A 17,203-nucleotide genomic window follows, 5' to 3' on the forward strand; every position below is an offset into this window, starting at 1 on the left:
CTACAACAAGGCTGGTTGACTAACTGGCCTTGTTCTTACTTTTCGGACTTCTTTTATACTAACCTTCAGTAAGGGTGATCTCATGAGTGCAGCAACCCCTGTCGTTGAGTTAAAGCAAATTACTAAGCGCTTTCCCGGCATCGTCGCCAATGACTCTATCAGTTTGAAGCTACACAAAGGGGAGATCCATGCCCTGCTGGGCGAGAACGGTGCGGGTAAATCAACGCTGATGAATATTTTATTCGGGCTTTATCACCCGGATGAAGGTTCGATCGAAGTCGGCGGGAAACAAGTGCGAATTGACAGCCCTAACCGGGCGATTGAGCTTGGGATCGGTATGGTCCATCAGCATTTCAAGCTGGTGCAGCCATTTACTGTCACAGAAAACATTATACTTGGCATGGAGCCGAGAAAAGGCATCAACATTGATTACAAGTATGCCGCTAAGCAGGTTCAGAAGCTATCCGAACAGTATGGTCTTCAAGTTAATCCCCATGCCCGGATACAAGATATATCAGTCGGTATGCAGCAGCGCGTCGAAATTGTGAAGACGCTTTATCGCGGAGCGGATATTCTGATTTTCGATGAACCGACGGCGGTCCTCACACCCCAGGAAATCGCTGAATTGATGGTTATTATGAAAAGGCTGGTTGCCGAAGGCAAATCGATTATCCTGATTACGCACAAGCTCAAAGAAATTATGCAATTATCCGATATCGTTACGATTATCCGCCGGGGGAAAGTAGTGGATACCGTTAAGACGTCTGAAACTACGACCCGGGAGCTGGCTGAGAAAATGGTTGGCCGAAGCGTTTCTTTCAAAGTGGACAAGAAGCCGGCCGAACCGGCGGCTCCCGTCCTTCAGGCGGATAACCTTACGGCCAAATCCCCAAGCGGCATCCCGGTACTTCAGGGGCTTTCTTTTGACGTCAAAGCCGGTGAAATTCTCGGGATTGCGGGTGTGGACGGCAACGGCCAGAGCGAGCTGATCGAAGCCCTGACGGGTCTTAGGAGAATTGACGGCGGTTCGATCCGGCTGCTGGGCAAAGACATCACAAACCAGTCACCGAGGCAGATCTCAGAAGCAGGAGTGTCCCACATCCCGGAAGACCGGCACAAGCACGGTCTCGTCCTGGATTTTACGATGAGTGAGAATATGGTGCTGCAGACGTACTATAAGCCCGCCTTCAACCGCGGCGGATTCCTCAATTTCGATGCAATCGAAAAACAGGCGTCGCGCCTGATTGAGGCGTTCGATGTCCGTACGCCAAGCACTCAGACCAAGGCCCGGTCCTTATCCGGCGGTAATCAGCAGAAAGCGATTATTGCACGTGAAATCGACCGGAATCCGGATCTGCTGATCGCGGCGCAGCCTACACGCGGGCTGGACGTTGGCGCGATTGAATTTGTTCACAAGCAGCTGATAGCCCAGCGTGATCAAGGTAAAGCGGTGCTGCTGATCTCCTTTGAGCTCGATGAGATTCTAAATGTTTCGGACCGGATTGCGGTTATCTACGAAGGACAAATAGTCGGAGAAGTAAAGCCGGAGGAAACGAACGATCAAGAGCTTGGCCTGATGATGGCCGGCAGTATGAAGCGGGGAGGTGCGGCCACATGAATAAAGTGATGAAATTTTTTATGCGGGATTCCGCTATAGTTCCTCTTGTTGCCATTCTGCTAGGCTTTTTGTTCGGGGCTATCGTGATGCTGATGGGCGGATACAACCCGATTACAGCTTATTCTTCCTTGTTTTCGCGTGTATTCGGGAATATGTACGACTTCGGAGAGACCTTGCGTGAAATCACTCCGCTTATCATGACCGGCCTCGCGGTCGCTTTTGCGTTTCGCTCAGGACTGTTTAACATCGGCGGAGAAGGGCAGTTTATCGTCGGGATGACGGGGGCTTCTTTCGTGGGCATTAAGCTGGCGGGTCTTCCCGCTATCATTCATGCACCGCTTGCCATTATCGTAGGCGCCCTTCTTGGCGGCCTATGGGCGGCGATTGCCGGATACTTGAAGGCAAAAAGAGGCGTCAATGAGGTGATAACCACCATCATGCTGAACTGGATCGCACTCTACTTGGCCAATTACACCGTCAATAATTTCCTGCTTCTTGAAGGCCAGCAGCGTTCCGTGGATATTCAGCCGTCGGCATCCATCGCGCTCGTAGGGTTGTCCAGTTTCTTCGATAATGCTCGTCTTCACTGGGGGACCATCATCGCGGTACTCGGGGCTTTGTTCTTTTATTTTTTCCTCTGGAAGACCAAGCAGGGCTATGAGCTCCGGGCTGTCGGCCAGAATACGCATGCGGCTGAATACGCCGGAATGAACGTCAACAAGAATATCGTGAAGGCGATGTTCATCAGCGGGATGTTTGCCGGTCTGGCCGGTGTGTTCGAAGTACTGGGAGTATTCCAGTACCAGACGGTTATGCCGGCTTCTCCGGGCTACGGGTTTGACGGCGTTGCCGTTGCGCTGCTCGGCCTGACTCATCCGTTCGGCGTTCTGCTGGCCGCGGCGCTGTTCGGAATTCTGACTTATGGATCAGCGGGTATGAGTTTCGGGGCCGACGTGCCGCCGGAGCTGATCCGGATCGTCATCGGTTCCATCATTTTCTTCGTAGCGGCACAAGGAATCGTGCGCTGGATCATTGCCCCTCTCTATTTCAAACGCAAGAAAGAGAAGGTGGTATAGATGGATCTCGTGATTCTGGGCCAAATCATTAACACGACGCTTGTCTTCTCAACAGCGCTCATCTTCGCGGCGCTCGGGGGCATTTTCTCCGAACGTTCCGGGGTAACGAATATCGGGCTGGAAGGCCTGATGATAGCCGGAGCTTTCGCTTCAGCCGTCAGTACATTCTATGCGCAGGAAGCCGGCATGGGCAGCATGTCCCCGTGGATCGGCCTTATCGCCGCACTAGTATTCGGGACCTTGTTTTCCTTGATTCACGCGGTGGCGACGATTACCTTCAAATCGGATCAGGTCATCAGCGGTGTCGTCATCAACTTCCTGGCGGCCGGTACAACGGTTTATCTGGTCAAGCTGCTCTTTGAAGGAGCGGGCCAGACGGAGACACTGACAGAAGTATTCGGCAAATGGGCCATACCATACCTGTCGGACATTCCCGTAATCGGCTATGGAATCTTTACCGCCTATCCGACTACCTACATCGCGCTGATTCTGGTGGCTGTGTCCTACTACGTCTTGTTCAAGACACCGTTCGGTCTAAGGCTCCGTTCGGTCGGTGAACATCCGAGTGCGGCCGATACGGTCGGGGTCAAAGTACTGCGTATGCGCTACATTGGCGTTATGCTGAGCGGAGCACTAGCCGGTCTTGGCGGAGCAACGATTGCGCTGACAACGACCAGTAACTTCTCGCACAACACCATCTCAGGCCAAGGATATATCGCCTTAGCTGCGATGATCTTCGGCAAATGGCATCCGGTCGGGGCGCTTGGAGCAGCGGTTTTCTTCGGTCTCTCCCAGGCTATCCGCAACTACGTGCAGCTGTTTGCCTGGTCGCAGAGCATACCGCAGGAATTCATCTTCATGCTCCCGTACGTGCTGACGATCCTCGTGCTCGCCGGTGCTGTCGGCAGGGCTTACCCGCCTTCCGCTCTTGGAGAACCGTACGATCCGGGTAAACGTTAAAGGTTCGGTATTCACTTTTTGTTGATAGGGCAGCAGGCTGGAGACCACATAGACAAAGATGACTTCTGATTTATCAGAAGTCATCTTTTTAATATCCGCAACTCCTATTAATTCGCTCGCAGCGTCTTTTCCAGAAGATTCCTGTCCATCCGTGTTGTCGTATCGCTAGTGCAGGGTACTGAAATTAATGTAGACATATCCGAAGCAAGCAGCATTTACTAAAAATGTGATTCCGGCTCCGATAAGAATGCCTTGAAAAACGCCTGTCTTCCCTTTAACCTGAGAAATAATAAGCAGTGGTATGACATATATGAGCTGAACAATGCCTATGCCCAGATAAAAAGGTGCGGCAATCAACCAGATGAGATGGCAGGCGGCAACCCAGCCGATTCCTATCGCAACCTGACTGCCCTTCCATGGCTGATGAGGACGGGAAGGCTCAGTCTCTCCTGAAGCGGGCAGAGTAGGGGGTGATTCCCCCGGGACTGACGATTCGTTCTTATTCTCCGTCATCTTAAGCCTCCTGTCTCCGCGCGCAGCCCCTCCAGAATCTCCTCACGGCCATCCCGATAGAAAAGATTATAAGTATCGAAAGGAATTATTCTTCCGTCAGGGTGGGCGATGTGTACACATGATTTCTTGACGGACCGCACATCAAAATTATAAGGATCGAGAAACTGCATGATCAGCACGCGAAACACATTGTCATATCCGATGTGCTCCGGTACAGCTACAGAAGGCAGGCAGCAGAGCAGGTTCTTCAGCGATAAGGCGGATGAAGAAGGGGAATGCGCAGTGGAGAACAGATCGAACACCTGCTCTTTCAAGTTCTGATCCTGCTCGAATACAATCGTGTTGCGGCCGCCGTCCAGCAGAATCTGAGGATCGATCAGGCCGGTTAACGGAATGGCCCCTCCACCGAGTTTCAGGGCATAACCCATAGCCAGACAGTCAGGATGACAAGGAACCGGAATAATATCTTCCGGTTGGAATAGACCGGACTGTTCGATAATGAGCCGTCGCACTTCACTCAGTGTGAGCCGGTCCGTTGCCGGATCGAACGATTCCGTCCGTCCGGCGGCTTGAATGGGCTGGAAGGTGACACCCCGGACGGACGGCTGCTGAAGCCCGTAACGGATAATGTCACCCACTTCGCGGTCATTGAGCCCCTTTTTGAGCGTAACGACGAGTGTGGTTGAGATATTGAACTCATTTAAATGCTCAATAGCACGCTGCCGCACATCTCTTAGATCAGCTCCACGCAGCTCGCGCAATGCTTCTTCCTCGAAACTGTCGAATTGAAGATAGAGTTCGAAGCCCGGCATATAAGTAGCAAGTTTGCGGACGAATTCGCGGTCTTTAGCAATCCGCAGCCCATTCGTATTCACCATGAGATGCTTGATTGGCTTTGTTTTGGCTAAATCCAGAATTTCAAAAAACTGAGGATGTATCGTCGGTTCTCCTCCGCTAATCTGTACGATATCCGGTTCTTCTTCATTGCGGACGACGGCATCCAGCATAGCCTCGATTTGTTCAAGCGTACGCCATGTTTCACGTTTGGGTGAGGATTCCGCATAGCAGATCGGACACTGCAAATTACACTTGTCCGTGACCTCGATGAGAGTCAGGCAGCTGTGCTGCTCATGATCGGGACACAGACCGCAGTCATAAGGGCAGCCATAGCGGATGGGCGTGTTCCAGCGCTGCGGCATTTCCGCAGGTTTCAGAAATTCACGACAGCGCTTGTAATAGTCCACGTCATCGGAGATAAGCACTTTTTCACGGCCGTGATGTCCGCAATATTTTAATAAATATACATGCTCATCTTCAATAATTACTTTTGCCTCTACTTTTCGAAGACATTGGGAGCATATGCTGTTAGTCAGTTCATAGAACACGTAAGAACGATTTTTGATAGGCATAAGTTACATTCCTTTCCGGATCATAGAGGCTGGTCGGATGAATTTTCGGCGGAACAGGAAAGCGTAGTACAGCATCCCGGCAGCACAGGCAAGCTGAATATTGTTCAATCCCCCGTAAGGATGAGGTGTCGGCTTAATAAAATCTACCCCAAAGCGGAACATGAGGTAACTGCTCATAAATAGCATAAACAGGACTCCATCCGGCAGTTGAAGCCGGCCTTTTCTTGTACGCGCTTTCATGGCAGAGAGGACGATGCCGAGCACAAGCAGAAAGACTATTTCATACAGCTGAGTCGGATGGCGGAGAATGCCGTCGCCGAAATCTACTCCGGTAATCCAGCCCGTTGCTGTTCCGTAGGTATGATCGTCAAGGCCGGTGAGGAAGCAGCCGATCCGCCCGATCATCATCCCGGTAATAAGCGGAAGAGTCATATCATCTCCAGTAGACAGCGTGTGACCCAATCGTTTCTTGGTCCATTCGACTCCAATTAGCCCTCCTAGCAGCCCGCCTACAATGGTTTTTCCCTCTAAAAGATATTGAAGGTCATTCCAGTGTGTAAGAGTCATTACGGGATTTTCGATCCAGTAGAGAATTTTAGAGCCTGCTGCTGCGCCGAGAATGGCACCTATCAGAGCCCAGATGGCTTGGCTGGGAGGCATCTTTTCTTTACTGCGTGTATATAGGTATAGCCGGAAGCCGATAAAATAGGCGAGTGTTTCAAAAAGAAGATGAGGATGTATTTCGATAAATCCGATGTTTACGTAAACGGGAAAATCCATAATTCCCTCCCTTATAGTAGTAGGTAAATTATACCACATAATTTATATGGCTAATAAATACCGGCAGCAGGTCTGATATATTTCGACAAGTACTACAAACGTTTCATTTCATTCCGGTATTCGGTAGGGGCTATCCCGTAGTATTTGCGGAACTGTTTGGAGAAGTAAAGCGGATCACGGATTCCTACGGAAAAAGCGATCTGCTCGATCGTGAGCTCCATACGCTCCCGCAGCAGCTGCCGAGCTTTATCTACCCGCAGCCTGGAGAGGAACGAGACCGGTGTCTGACCGGTATGTTCCTTGAACAGCCGCGACAAATAGGCGCGGTTGTATCCGAGCGTCTGCGCCATCGATTCAATCGAGATGTCCTCGGAATACTGCGTGGACAAATAATGCAGCATCTGCTGCACGATCACCTCGGTCCTGGACTGCCCGGACCCGGATTTCGACACGGCGGGCAGTGCCGCATCGGCGTACTCGGCTAGCAGCAGATGCAGATAGCCAAGGGCCCGGCGCGAAGCGGTGCCGCTTTTGTGCCGGAGCGCGCGCTGCAGCCTCCTGAAGAGTCCCGGTACACGGCTGCCGGGTGCCGTGCGGATTACAGGCTGCCCGGGCGTGAACCCGGCGCCGCGGATCAAGGCGGCGGCTTCTGTGCCGGTGAAGGCGATCCAGCAGTAGCGCCACGGTTCGGCGCTGTCCGAGGCATAGCTGACAAGCTGCTCGGGCTCGATGCAGAAGCTGTCCCCGGGACCGAGCTCCAGCTGCCGACCGCCTGACGTGTAATACCCCCGTCCCGATACTACAATGTGAATAAGGAAGTAATCAAAGACCTTCGGTCCCAGACGGTGTGCAGGTTTGGTCTGGCTCTCGCCTGAGAAAAGGACATGCAGCGAAACGTCTCCGTGGGGAGAAGGGTTGGATACGACGTAATAGGTGTGGGCAGGTGCCATGGTAGTTCCCTCCTTCAACCGAGCAATAGTTATTTTCAATATACCACTCCGCCCTCACATTATTCCATGTTGTTCTGACATCATTCCATAGGAGATGGGATGGATTTATTTTATAATACAAGAGAGAAAGTTTCACAATGTATACACCCTAGAATGAAAAACATAGATAGAAAAGGCGGTGCCACAATGGCGGATATCAAGGCCCTTAGACAAAAGTTTGTTGATCTCTACGGAGGGACGGAGGAAGATATCACAGTTTTCCATGCTCCGGGACGTGTGAATCTGATTGGGGAGCATACGGATTATAACGGCGGTTATGTATTTCCGGCTGCACTTACTTTTGGTACAACGCTTCTTCTTCGCGCAAACAAGGACCGGCAGGTACGTTTCGCTTCGACGAATTTTGAAAACCGGGGATCACGGTCTCTCGAAGATATGATATACCGTCAGGAAGATGACTGGATGAATTACCCTAAGGGAATTATCGTCCGGCTCCAGGAGAAAGGGCAGGGCCTGCAATCGGGTTATGACCTGCTCTTTCATGGGGAAATTCCGAACGGAGCGGGTCTATCCTCATCGGCATCTATCGAGGTAGTCACGGCCTATGGACTGCTGCAGGCGGAAGGGCATCCCATTGACCGGGTGGAGATCGCGCTTCTTTCCCAGCAAGCGGAAAATGAATACATGGGCGTCAACTGCGGGATTATGGACCAGTTCGCCGTTGCCAATGGACGTGAGGATCATGCTATTCTGCTCATGTGCGACACGCTTGATTACCGGCATGTTCCATTCCTCAGCGGAAGTTATAAGCTCGTCATCGGCAATACCAACAAAAGGCGCGGACTTGTGGATTCCGCCTATAATGAGCGAAGGAGCCAGTGTGAGCAGGCAGTAAAGGATCTCCAGGTGCGTTTCCCGGATCTTGCTTTGCTTGGCCAACTGAGCTTGGAGCAGTTCGAAGCAAATAAAGATGTCATCACCGATGAGACGGTACGCCGCAGGGCGCAGCACGTTGTAGAAGAAATCGACCGGGTACTCCGGTCCATCGACGTGCTGCAAGCTAATGATCTCGAGGCATTCGGGAAGCTGATGATTGGATCACACGAATCCTTGCGTGACCTGTACGAAGTAACCTGTCGTGAGCTGGACGTGATGGTGGAAGAGGCGCTTAAAGTACCGGGTGTACTTGGCTCACGCATGACAGGTGCGGGTTTCGGAGGCTGTACGGTATCTCTCGTGCACGAAGATAGCATCGACCGGTTCCGTGAGGAAGTCGGACGCGTATATACAGAGAAGACCGGATTGAAGGCTGACTTTTATGTATGCAGTATCGGTGACGGTGTTAACGAAGTGAAGTAAGGCTTGCGGGAACAGTTCGATTACTTTGTACCGCATGATGTAAATACATGGAGGGGTATCATATATGGCAATTATGGTGACAGGCGGAGCGGGGTATATCGGTTCGCATGCAGTGGCAGAGCTACTGGCCAAAGGAGAAGAAGTAGTGATTGTTGACAATCTGCAGCAGGGACATCGTAATGCGGTCCTCGGAGGCAGCCTGTATGTGGGAGATTTACGGGACGCGGATTTTATGGATACGGTCTTCCGTGAGAACGAAATCGACGCGGTTATCCACTTTGCGGCTAATTCTCTTGTAGGAGAGAGTATGACGGACCCTGCCAAGTATTATCACAACAACGTTTACGGCACTCTATGTCTTCTGGACAAAATGAAAGAATACGGTGTTCAAAGAATTGTATTCTCCTCTACAGCCGCCACTTACGGAGAGCCGGAGAACACTCCGATTCTCGAGACGGATCGTACACAGCCTACGAATGCTTACGGTGAAACGAAACTCTCGATGGAAAAAATGATCAAATGGTTCGATCACGCCCATGGGATCAAATCCATTTCACTTCGTTATTTCAATGCGGCGGGCGCGCATGAGAGCGGTCAAATCGGTGAAGACCATCAGCCTGAAACGCACCTGGTTCCCTTGATCTTGCAAGTTGCGCTTGGGCAGCGCCAGCATATCTCCGTCTTCGGTGAAGACTACGCCACACCGGACGGGACCTGCATCCGTGATTACATCCACGTAAGTGATTTAGCCGATGCCCATGTGCTGGCAGTAGAGAAACTGCGTCAGGGCGGTGACAGCGGCGTATTTAACCTTGGCAGCGGCAACGGTTTTTCGGTTAAAGAAGTGATCGATATCGCCCGTGAAGTAACCGGTCATCCGATTCCGGCTGTAGCAGAAGCGCGTCGTGCCGGTGATCCGGCTGTGCTTATCGCTTCATCGGACCGGGCAAGAGAGCAGCTTGGCTGGAAGCCAAAGCGTGATAACCTGCAGGCGATTATCGCGAGTGCCTGGGCGTGGCATCAGGCTCATCCGCAAGGGTACAAAGACAGGAAGTAGACGTGACCCCGGACAGAGATGAATAGAGGATGCAGTACAAGATCCTACTGCGGCCCAGAGGGGCTAGGGAGTGAGAGGAATGGAAGGCTTGGAATCAAGAAGTGAGGAAATGAAAGCGTCAGAGGCTGCGCGAACCGTGGAACAGCTGCTTGCGTTTGCTTTACGTCAAGGAATGATCGGGCCGCTGGATATTTGTTCGGCACGCAATGCGCTGCTTGAAGAACTGGGACTTTCAGAGCCATGGAACGGTCAAGCCGGTGAATTCAGTGAATCCGTACCGGAGGAACCTGTGGGACTGCTGGACGTTTTGCTCGACTATGCTTGGGAGAACGGACGCCTGGAAGCCAATACGGTCACATACCGTGATCTGCTTGATGCCAAACTGATGGGTTTTCTGATGCCGCGACCTTCGGAGGTGGCGCGGAATTTCAGGGAGACCGCTGATCAGCAAGGGGTTGAGTCTGCAACAGATCAGTTCTACCGTCTCTGTATTGACAGTAATTATATCCGAATGGACCGCATCCGTAAGAACGATTACTGGCTCGCACCGACTCCGTATGGGGATATGGAGATTACTATTAATCTCTCCAAGCCGGAGAAGGATCCCCAAGAAATAGCTTTGCTGCGCACGATGAAGCAAAGCGCGTATCCGAAGTGTCTGCTCTGTGTGGAGAACGTGGGATACGCAGGCCGGCTGGACCATCCTGCCAGACAGAACTTGCGGGTACTTCCGCTAATCATCGACGGGGAGCCATGGAATTTTCAGTATTCCCCTTACGTCTATTACAATGAGCACTGCATCATTCTGAATGAGAAGCACGTGCCGATGCAGATATCGGAGCGCACGTTCCGAAGACTGTTCGATTATATCCAGCAGATGCCTCACTATTTCGTCGGTTCCAATGCGGACCTGCCGATTGTGGGCGGCTCCATTCTGAACCACGACCATTTCCAGGGCGGCCGGCACAAGTTCCCGATGGAGCTCGCTCCCGTAGCAAGATGCTTCAAGGCAGCTCCCGTGCCGGCTGTCTCAATCGGCATCGTCCAGTGGCCGATGTCCGTTGTCCGCCTGTCCGGCCGCAGCCGTGAAGACGTGCTGAAGCTTGCCGATCAGGTGCTGGCCTCCTGGCGCGCTTACAGCGACCCGGCAGCCGATATTCTCTCGGCGACGGTTCAAAGCGGAGTCACCGTGCCTCACAACACGGTGACTCCTATCGCCCGCTTCAATGCTGCGGGCGAATACGAGCTTGATCTCGTGCTGCGTAATAACCGCACGAGCGAAGAGCACCCGGATGGGATTTTCCATCCGCACGGGCATCTGCACCACATCAAGAAGGAGAACATCGGCTTGATTGAGGTGATGGGTCTTGCAGTTCTTCCGGGCCGCCTCCAGGAAGAACTGGCCGGTATCGCCCGCTATCTGACGGGCGAAGAGTCATGGGGCGGTGCGGATGGCCTCGAAGCCGGACATCCGCTTCACAAGCACGCTGACTGGATCAGCGAGCTGGTTTTCCGCTCCGACGCCAGCTTGGCTCCGGAGGCCGCAAAAGGGCTGCTTGAGCAGGAAGTCGGCATCAAGTTCAGCCAGGTGCTTGAAGATGCAGGCGTCTTCAAGCGTGATGAGCCCGGCCAGGCAGCATTCGATCGCTTCCTCGGAAGCATGGGATTCGCCTTGGTCGGCAAATGAATCCTCTCCGGCACCCTTTATGCCGGTAATTTCAAAAAAAACCTTACGGATCCCACTGATTGATGTAGAGGGGCCTGTAAGGTTTTTTTACTAGACAAGGAAAGGAGCCGGTAAAGATTGCGTATGGGAAAGGGACCTAATCTGTGTTGCTAGATGGACGGCAATACACGGTTAATTATTTGCATACCCCGAGATCCAGTATATCGCGCACACTTTCCAGGAGAGCCCTGAGTTCCTTGTCGAAAGTCTCTAGTTCTTGAATCCGGCAAGTAAGCAGATCCGTTTGTTCGGATAGGTCATCCGCTGCCTTTCTTAATTCCCCGAGTTTATACCGCTCGTTTTCATAGGCTTCGGAACCTTCGCGGTGAGAGGACAGCAGCGTATCTACTGCCGATATGTGATGCGGCTGCAGCATTGGAGAAGTGTAAGGGGAGGTGAGGCTCTTAATGTATGCCTGCGCCTGTTCATCCTCATCCAAGTGACGGATGTCTTTACTGCTTTTGTCCGGCGGCAGCAGTCCGCTTCTCGCGCAGCTGCATTTGAATTCATCGAACTTTTCATTTTTTTTAGTAGGACGATCCATTACAGTAAGGGACACAGTAGACCAACTCCAAGTCGCTATTCGATAAAATTTGCTCCCGGTTATGTACTGTATTCATACATTTTGTGACTTTATGTGCATTGGGAGTGGACATTCAACTTCTGTTATTATAACTTTTCAATTCGCAGAAACCAACCGGTGTATCATTTTTTCCAATCGAATGGAAAGCAAAAAGACATCCCATTCACCTATAGTGGTTCGGGATGTCTTTCGATTTTAGGGGGCTTAGCCCTTTCTTGCCAGAAGAGTAAACGACTTTGGAATTCCTTTATCATATACATCTGACGAACGGTTAGGCTCTTCATCCAGTCGTTCTACGATTAAACCGGCTGAAGCAGCTGCGGTCACAATCTCTCCAAGGGTCCATTTGCGGTGCTTTACTTTAATGAGAGAAGCTTCGTCCTGACCGGGCAGGAATTTGGAATATGCCACATCAGTTTCTTCTATAGAGGTGTCAAAATAATCGCCCGTCACTTTATGTTTACGTATCTTAGCCGTTGTACCCCGGGATGAAATCAGTTTCGTCGTAATCGGATGGAAATCTTGAAGAATAAGACGTCCGCCTGATGCTAGCAGCTTGCGGATTATTTCGAATAAAGGCTGCAAATCGAGAAAATAATGAAGAATACCAAATTCCATCACAGCCAAATGGTAATCCCCTGTCAGTTCTTTTTCCGGAAGCTCCAGTACATCCGCTATCACGTAACGCACATTCACATCCGCAGCTTGGGCAAGCTCTGTTCCGTATTTGGCGTTCTCGGCTGCTATATCGATCACCGTTACTTCACGGGCGCCGAGCAGTGCTAACGCCACCGCTTTACTGCCGTGTGAGCCCAGAAGATTCACTGCTTTTTGCCCGCTGAGATCCCCGAGATAGCGATAAAAGGACCGCACTGTTCCTTCGGGATTGCGCCGGATTTGCTCAGCAGCCGCTTCCGGCGTCCCGAACCGGTTAATCCAGGCTTCATAAGCGTGCTGATTCCAGGCTGATTGATTATGCTCGCTGAATTGTTTTTGCACGGGGATTCCTCCTTTTGTTCCACAATCATTCATCTTATAATAAAAACAGTGGCAATTCCATCCGATAATCAGATTTTTGCCCATAGGAGGAAGTAGAGTTTCAGCCGTGCGGCATCGATTGCACACCATTGCAAGCTTTCAGGAGTTTGCCGATCAAGCCGAGCACTATGTCAAAACTGCGCAGGAATTTGATTCCGATTTTGTGCTATTTTCTGAATTATTTACAACACAGCTAATGTATATCCCTTCCGAGGAAGGAAAGCTCGGTCTATAGAAGAATTGCCTTGCCTTTACCGAATACTACATGGAACTGTTTAAAGGACTGGCGAAATCAACGAGAATGCACCTTATTGGCGGTACACACATCATCGAGGAAGAGGGGCGCTTCTATAATACGGCTTTCTTATTTTATCCGGACGGCCGGGTAGGCGAACAGCGTGAAATTCATATTACCCCGTCTGAGGTTAAAGAGTGGAATATGGGAGCAGGGGATGACCTTCATGTTTTTGATACGGAAAAAGGCCGCATAGCCATTCTGGTCTGCTACGATATGGAAATTCCCGAAATCGTCCTTATGGCTAAAGCCCGCGGAGCTGACGTTATATTCTGCCCATCCTGTACGGATGACCGTCACGGGTTTCACCGCGTGCGCTATTCCTGTCACGCCCGGACGATTGAGAACCAGGTGTACGTGGTAGTGACGGGAACGGTTGGATCGCTGCCCACGGTCGATTTTATGAGGGGCAACTTCGGACAGGCAGCTGTGCTGACGCCTAACGATGCTCCTTTTCCGCCCCGCGGCATTCTGGCGGAAGGTGAAGTTAATCAGATATGGTGATTACAGCAGATCTTGATTTGGCTTTACTTGAAGAGGTGCGCGAGAAGGGCTCTGTCACGACATGGCGCGACCGCAGGACGGATTTATATACGGATTGGAAATAGAAACAAGAAGTGACTGTTTGATAAGATCCAAGATCCAATATCCTGGTATCCGTCAGAAGCAAAGGAGCTGTATGACATGGCGTATGAAGAATCCGCGAATTCACCCTTTTATTTGAAGAAAATATACGTATTTGATGGGGATAAGCCGGTACCTGCCATCATTAGAAACTATACGAGCGAAGACTTTGAAGGATTGATTGAGCTGCAGCAGGCGAGTTTTCCTCCTCCTTTTCCCGCGGAACTATGGTGGCAGGAAGAACAGCTTCAGAATCATGTTGAGTTGTTTCCGGAAGGGGCAATCTGCATCGAAATCGGCGGCAAAATCGTTGGTTCCTTGACGGCTATGCGGATACAAATAGACCCTCTGCATCTGGAACATACATGGGAAGAGATAACGGACGGAGGGTATATTCGCAATCATGATCCCGCAGGGAATTCCTTATACATCGTAGATATTTGTATTCTGCCTGCATTCCGCAAAATGGGTCTCGGTAAATGGCTCATGTCCTCGATGTATGAAACGGTCGTTTACCTTGGCATAACCCGCCTTATCGGTGGAGGGAGAATGCCGGGGTATGCGGCGCAGGCAGCCCGGATGACGCCGGATCAATATGTGGATGCGGTCGTAGCGGGTCTGCAGCACGATCCGGTTCTTACATTCCTGCTGCGGTGTGGACGTATGCCTGTACAGGTGCTTCCTGGTTACTTAAAAGATGAAGAATCCCTTAACTATGCCTGTTTGATGGAATGGCGCAATCCTTTTCTTTAAGAGGTACGGGATCTGAATATGCGAATGAAAGCACGGATGAAAGGATGATTGAAATGGAATATAGACGCATTACCCATATCCAAGACCCTCTATTTAAGCAAATGCATACATTAATGCAGGAAGTTTTTCCGGCGGAGGAAGTGCTTGATTTTGATCTCTGGAAAGAGCCGCTGGAGGATCCGGGAATCCGTGTATTTGTGGCTGTGCATGAGGGCGAAGTAGTAGGAGCGACGGAATACCGGTATTATACCGATTTAGGAACCGCGATGACAGATTTTACGATCATAGGCCGTCCCGGCCTTGGGATCGGGAGATTCCTAAGCCGTCAGCGGCAGGAGGATCTGGTCCGGTTAGCCCAGTCGGGCGGTAAGCCCATGATCGGCATGTTTGCCGAAATTTACGATCCCTATCGTATCCAGGATCATACCTTCGGCGGGGTCAAACCGATGGATCCCTTTGTCCGGCGAGAGGTCCTTTCCCATCTGGGCTACCGCAGACTGGATTTCGAATATGTTCATCCTTCTTGGCAGAACGACGGTGAGGCGGTTAATGAACTCGATTTGTGCTTTATGCCTTCTGATGAGGATATGAGCGCTCTTCCGTCTTCACTGGTAGCGGATTTTCTTACCCGTTATTATACCGTGCTTGAGAACAAGCCCGATACCTGGCAGCGAATGATCGAGGGACTGCGTGCATCGGAGCGGATTTCCCTTTTGCCCATTTAGATTTTGAAAAGAGGTTTGTTTATTCATGACAGATGTTTTCTCCTCCCGCTCAAGCGGGTTTCAGGATGATATAAGTTCCACTAATGTTGAGATTCGTGCGTTTCGGGGAGGATTAGGACAAAATTATCTCCGGCAGCTGGAGATTCTTGCAGAACAGTGTCGCAATCAAGAACAGCTTGGCGTTAAGTTAAACTGGAACATGCTTAAGGACCGGTCCTTGGAGCGGACGGATGATTTTGCTGCTTTCCATAACGGCAAGCTGATCGCATTTCTCGGGCTTTACAGCTTTCAGGATTCGGAGATTGAAGGAAGCGGACTTGTTGATCCGGGTTATCGCCGTCAGGGCATATTTAGTAGGCTTCTGCAGTTGGCTGCTCAGGAATGTGCGACTAGGAAGATCCCCAAGATGTTACTGATCTGTCCCCGTTCATCATCCGCTGCACTCGGCTTTGTTAAAAGACTCTCTGCTTATGCATTCTCGGAATATGTGATGAAATTTGCTTCGGATGAAGATCGAGATCAGCCTGAACCGGCTTCTTATGCCCGCGCAGTCCAACTACGGCAGGATCATCCTCAAGAAGCGGAACGAAAGATTCGTACCCGTCCTGCACAGCTATCGGATACCGAACGCTTGGTGAAGTTAAACTGCGATGGTTTTGAAATGTCGGAGGCTGATTCGCGTACCTATGTTGAGAGCACTCTTGCTAAGTCACCCGGCAACTATACGAGAATAGTAGAAATGAACGGTGAGGCTGTCGGTAAGATTGGTGTCATTGTGACAGGCTCTGAAGCGTATATTGTCGGTTTCGTAATTTCGCGTGAGTATAGAGGGCGTGGGATCGGCCGTATGATTCTTATGGAGACTGTTGATTATATCAAGCGCGAATTCAAACTAGCTGAAGTTAGATTAGAAGTAGCGGCTGTTAATGATCATGCACTCGGTCTGTATCAATCTTGCGGATTCCATATCTCAGATGCGAATGACTATTATGAAACAATGCCCGAAGCTTGTCTCCGCGATCTGGCTGTTAGATTATATGAATAGATCGTTTGTAAGATTTTGATTAGTAACACTCACAATAAGAAAAGCGGCCGCCCGTCTCCTTGGCGGCCGCATTCTTATTTCTCTCCGTCTGGTTCGGAATTCAGTTTCTCCTGGTTGCGTACAGCATGCTTGTCCTCGGCTAACTCAAGTGTATCGTTTACGAATTCCATATCCTGATTATCGACATTCATATTAGTAGTACCGGTATAGTCGCCTCTATGTGTTGAATTCTCCACGTGATTCACTCCTGTCAGTATTGTTGAAAGTTCAATTTAGTTTATGTCATATTTCGAAGGTTTATACTAGAGGTTAGTTTAGAGTCAGGGAGCAGCATATCGAGGTATAGAATGGGCGGGATTAGGAAATGATGTTAGGGTTATTCATGGTCACAAACAACTGGAATAAAAAACCTGTTGCAATCAAAATTCAGGCGTGGTACATTAATTGAGCTGAAGCGGACAAGTCGTTTGAAACATGAACGAAAACGCGAATCAGCGAAATGAAATAAAAAAAGTGCTTGACTCAGATAACGCAACATGTTATTATGTAATTCCGGCCATGAGAAATGCTGGTACAAACGAGTAACACGCAAGAGATTGTCCTTTGAAAACTGAACAACGAGTGATTGAAACGTCTTGAGCAATCAGGACGCTAAACAGAGAAGAAATTCTCGTCAGCATTAACTTTTTGAG

16 protein-coding genes and 1 pseudogene are annotated in these 17,203 nt (G+C 50.5%); 10 read left to right on the forward strand and 7 right to left on the reverse strand.

The window, feature by feature from the left end; all coding sequences use genetic code 11:
• The first annotated feature begins 82 nt into the window (after nucleotides 1–82).
• From AR333_RS17815 to AR333_RS17825, 3 genes are read left to right on the forward strand one after another with little or no spacing between them, the layout of a single operon-like run.
• The gene (locus tag AR333_RS17815) at nucleotides 83–1,618 is read left to right on the forward strand and encodes an ABC transporter ATP-binding protein (RefSeq protein WP_068776712.1); all 1,536 of its coding nucleotides are present in this window, start codon (nucleotides 83–85) and stop codon (nucleotides 1,616–1,618) included.
• Nucleotides 1,615–2,694, forward strand: a complete 1,080-nt coding sequence (locus AR333_RS17820) for an ABC transporter permease (RefSeq protein ID WP_068776713.1) — start codon at nucleotides 1,615–1,617, stop codon at nucleotides 2,692–2,694. The genes AR333_RS17815 and AR333_RS17820 overlap by 4 nt, the downstream gene beginning before the upstream one ends.
• A complete protein-coding gene (locus tag AR333_RS17825) occupies nucleotides 2,695–3,654 on the forward strand; it encodes an ABC transporter permease (protein ID WP_068776714.1) in 960 nt (319 codons plus the stop codon).
• 165 nt (nucleotides 3,655–3,819) lie between these two features.
• Here the strand turns inward: AR333_RS17825 and AR333_RS17830 are convergent, their stop codons facing one another.
• From AR333_RS17830 to AR333_RS17845, 4 genes are all read right to left on the reverse strand, one after another.
• Nucleotides 3,820–4,167: a hypothetical protein gene (locus tag AR333_RS17830; protein ID WP_068776715.1), complete on the reverse strand. Its 348-nt coding sequence runs from the start codon at nucleotides 4,165–4,167 to the stop codon at nucleotides 3,820–3,822.
• Nucleotides 4,164–5,576, reverse strand: a complete 1,413-nt coding sequence (locus AR333_RS17835; RefSeq protein WP_068776716.1) for a radical SAM protein — start codon at nucleotides 5,574–5,576, stop codon at nucleotides 4,164–4,166. The genes AR333_RS17830 and AR333_RS17835 overlap by 4 nt, the downstream gene beginning before the upstream one ends.
• Before the next feature lie 3 nt (nucleotides 5,577–5,579).
• Complete coding sequence (locus AR333_RS17840; protein ID WP_068776717.1) at nucleotides 5,580–6,356, reverse strand: prolipoprotein diacylglyceryl transferase; 777 nt, start codon at nucleotides 6,354–6,356, stop codon at nucleotides 5,580–5,582.
• A 92-nt stretch (nucleotides 6,357–6,448) separates the two neighbouring features.
• A complete protein-coding gene (locus AR333_RS17845; protein WP_068776718.1) occupies nucleotides 6,449–7,306 on the reverse strand; it encodes an AraC family transcriptional regulator in 858 nt (285 codons plus the stop codon).
• A gap of 186 nt (nucleotides 7,307–7,492) precedes the next feature.
• On the opposite strand from AR333_RS17845, the gene AR333_RS17850 reads away from it, so the two are divergent.
• The 3 genes from AR333_RS17850 (at nucleotide 7,493) to AR333_RS17860 (ending at nucleotide 11,409) form a co-directional block, all read left to right on the forward strand.
• Nucleotides 7,493–8,665, forward strand: a complete 1,173-nt coding sequence (locus AR333_RS17850) for a galactokinase (protein WP_068776719.1) — start codon at nucleotides 7,493–7,495, stop codon at nucleotides 8,663–8,665.
• A gap of 64 nt (nucleotides 8,666–8,729) precedes the next feature.
• A complete protein-coding gene (gene galE / locus AR333_RS17855) occupies nucleotides 8,730–9,722 on the forward strand; it encodes a UDP-glucose 4-epimerase GalE (protein ID WP_068776720.1) in 993 nt (330 codons plus the stop codon).
• A 79-nt stretch (nucleotides 9,723–9,801) separates the two neighbouring features.
• On the forward strand, nucleotides 9,802–11,409 hold the full coding sequence (locus AR333_RS17860) for a UDP-glucose--hexose-1-phosphate uridylyltransferase (protein WP_068776721.1): 1,608 nt from the start codon (nucleotides 9,802–9,804) through the stop codon (nucleotides 11,407–11,409).
• 175 nt (nucleotides 11,410–11,584) lie between these two features.
• Here AR333_RS17860 and AR333_RS17865 read toward each other — a convergent pair whose 3' ends face one another.
• Both AR333_RS17865 and AR333_RS17870 read right to left on the reverse strand, forming a co-directional pair.
• Nucleotides 11,585–12,007 carry a hypothetical protein gene (locus AR333_RS17865; RefSeq protein WP_068776722.1) on the reverse strand — a complete coding sequence of 141 codons (423 nt, stop codon included), beginning with the start codon at nucleotides 12,005–12,007 and terminating at the stop codon, nucleotides 11,585–11,587.
• A gap of 228 nt (nucleotides 12,008–12,235) precedes the next feature.
• Entirely contained in the window at nucleotides 12,236–13,030 is a 795-nt protein-coding gene (locus tag AR333_RS17870) for a bifunctional 2-polyprenyl-6-hydroxyphenol methylase/3-demethylubiquinol 3-O-methyltransferase UbiG (RefSeq protein ID WP_084783782.1), read from the reverse strand.
• An 82-nt stretch (nucleotides 13,031–13,112) separates the two neighbouring features.
• Here AR333_RS17870 and AR333_RS17875 point away from each other — a divergent pair.
• From AR333_RS17875 to AR333_RS17890, 4 genes and pseudogenes are all read left to right on the forward strand, one after another.
• Nucleotides 13,113–13,972, forward strand: a pseudogene (locus AR333_RS17875) (carbon-nitrogen hydrolase family protein).
• A gap of 76 nt (nucleotides 13,973–14,048) precedes the next feature.
• Nucleotides 14,049–14,741 carry a GNAT family N-acetyltransferase gene (locus tag AR333_RS17880; protein ID WP_068776724.1) on the forward strand — a complete coding sequence of 231 codons (693 nt, stop codon included), beginning with the start codon at nucleotides 14,049–14,051 and terminating at the stop codon, nucleotides 14,739–14,741.
• Nucleotides 14,742–14,794: 53 nt separating this feature from the next.
• Nucleotides 14,795–15,466, forward strand: coding sequence for a GNAT family acetyltransferase (locus AR333_RS17885; protein WP_068776756.1), 672 nt, complete (start codon nucleotides 14,795–14,797; stop codon nucleotides 15,464–15,466).
• A 25-nt stretch (nucleotides 15,467–15,491) separates the two neighbouring features.
• Nucleotides 15,492–16,511, forward strand: a complete 1,020-nt coding sequence (locus tag AR333_RS17890; RefSeq protein WP_156430949.1) for a GNAT family N-acetyltransferase — start codon at nucleotides 15,492–15,494, stop codon at nucleotides 16,509–16,511.
• A 74-nt stretch (nucleotides 16,512–16,585) separates the two neighbouring features.
• On the opposite strand, the gene AR333_RS25040 is transcribed toward AR333_RS17890, so the two are convergent.
• Entirely contained in the window at nucleotides 16,586–16,747 is a 162-nt protein-coding gene (locus AR333_RS25040; protein WP_172798889.1) for a hypothetical protein, read from the reverse strand.
• Nucleotides 16,748–17,203 lie beyond the last annotated feature (456 nt).

Origin of the sequence: Paenibacillus sp. FJAT-26967, assembly GCF_001541095.1 — a bacterium.
Taxonomy (GTDB): domain Bacteria; phylum Bacillota; class Bacilli; order Paenibacillales; family NBRC-103111; genus Paenibacillus_F.

Bases quoted from the DNA above. Each gene is read 5' to 3' on its own strand.
- AR333_RS17815 (WP_068776712.1), top strand. From the start codon at position 83: ATGAGTGCAGCAACCCCTGTCGTTGAGTTAAAGCAAATTACTAAGCGC.
- AR333_RS17820 (WP_068776713.1), top strand. From the start codon at position 1,615: ATGAATAAAGTGATGAAATTTTTTATGCGGGATTCCGCTATAGTTCCT.
- AR333_RS17825 (WP_068776714.1), top strand. From the start codon at position 2,695: ATGGATCTCGTGATTCTGGGCCAAATCATTAACACGACGCTTGTCTTC.
- AR333_RS17830 (WP_068776715.1), bottom strand. From the start codon at position 4,167: ATGACGGAGAATAAGAACGAATCGTCAGTCCCGGGGGAATCACCCCCT.
- AR333_RS17835 (WP_068776716.1), bottom strand. From the start codon at position 5,576: ATGCCTATCAAAAATCGTTCTTACGTGTTCTATGAACTGACTAACAGC.
- AR333_RS17840 (WP_068776717.1), bottom strand. From the start codon at position 6,356: ATGGATTTTCCCGTTTACGTAAACATCGGATTTATCGAAATACATCCT.
- AR333_RS17845 (WP_068776718.1), bottom strand. From the start codon at position 7,306: ATGGCACCTGCCCACACCTATTACGTCGTATCCAACCCTTCTCCCCAC.
- AR333_RS17850 (WP_068776719.1), top strand. From the start codon at position 7,493: ATGGCGGATATCAAGGCCCTTAGACAAAAGTTTGTTGATCTCTACGGA.
- galE (WP_068776720.1), top strand. From the start codon at position 8,730: ATGGCAATTATGGTGACAGGCGGAGCGGGGTATATCGGTTCGCATGCA.
- AR333_RS17860 (WP_068776721.1), top strand. From the start codon at position 9,802: ATGGAAGGCTTGGAATCAAGAAGTGAGGAAATGAAAGCGTCAGAGGCT.
- AR333_RS17880 (WP_068776724.1), top strand. From the start codon at position 14,049: ATGGCGTATGAAGAATCCGCGAATTCACCCTTTTATTTGAAGAAAATA.
- AR333_RS17885 (WP_068776756.1), top strand. From the start codon at position 14,795: ATGGAATATAGACGCATTACCCATATCCAAGACCCTCTATTTAAGCAA.
- AR333_RS17890 (WP_156430949.1), top strand. From the start codon at position 15,492: ATGACAGATGTTTTCTCCTCCCGCTCAAGCGGGTTTCAGGATGATATA.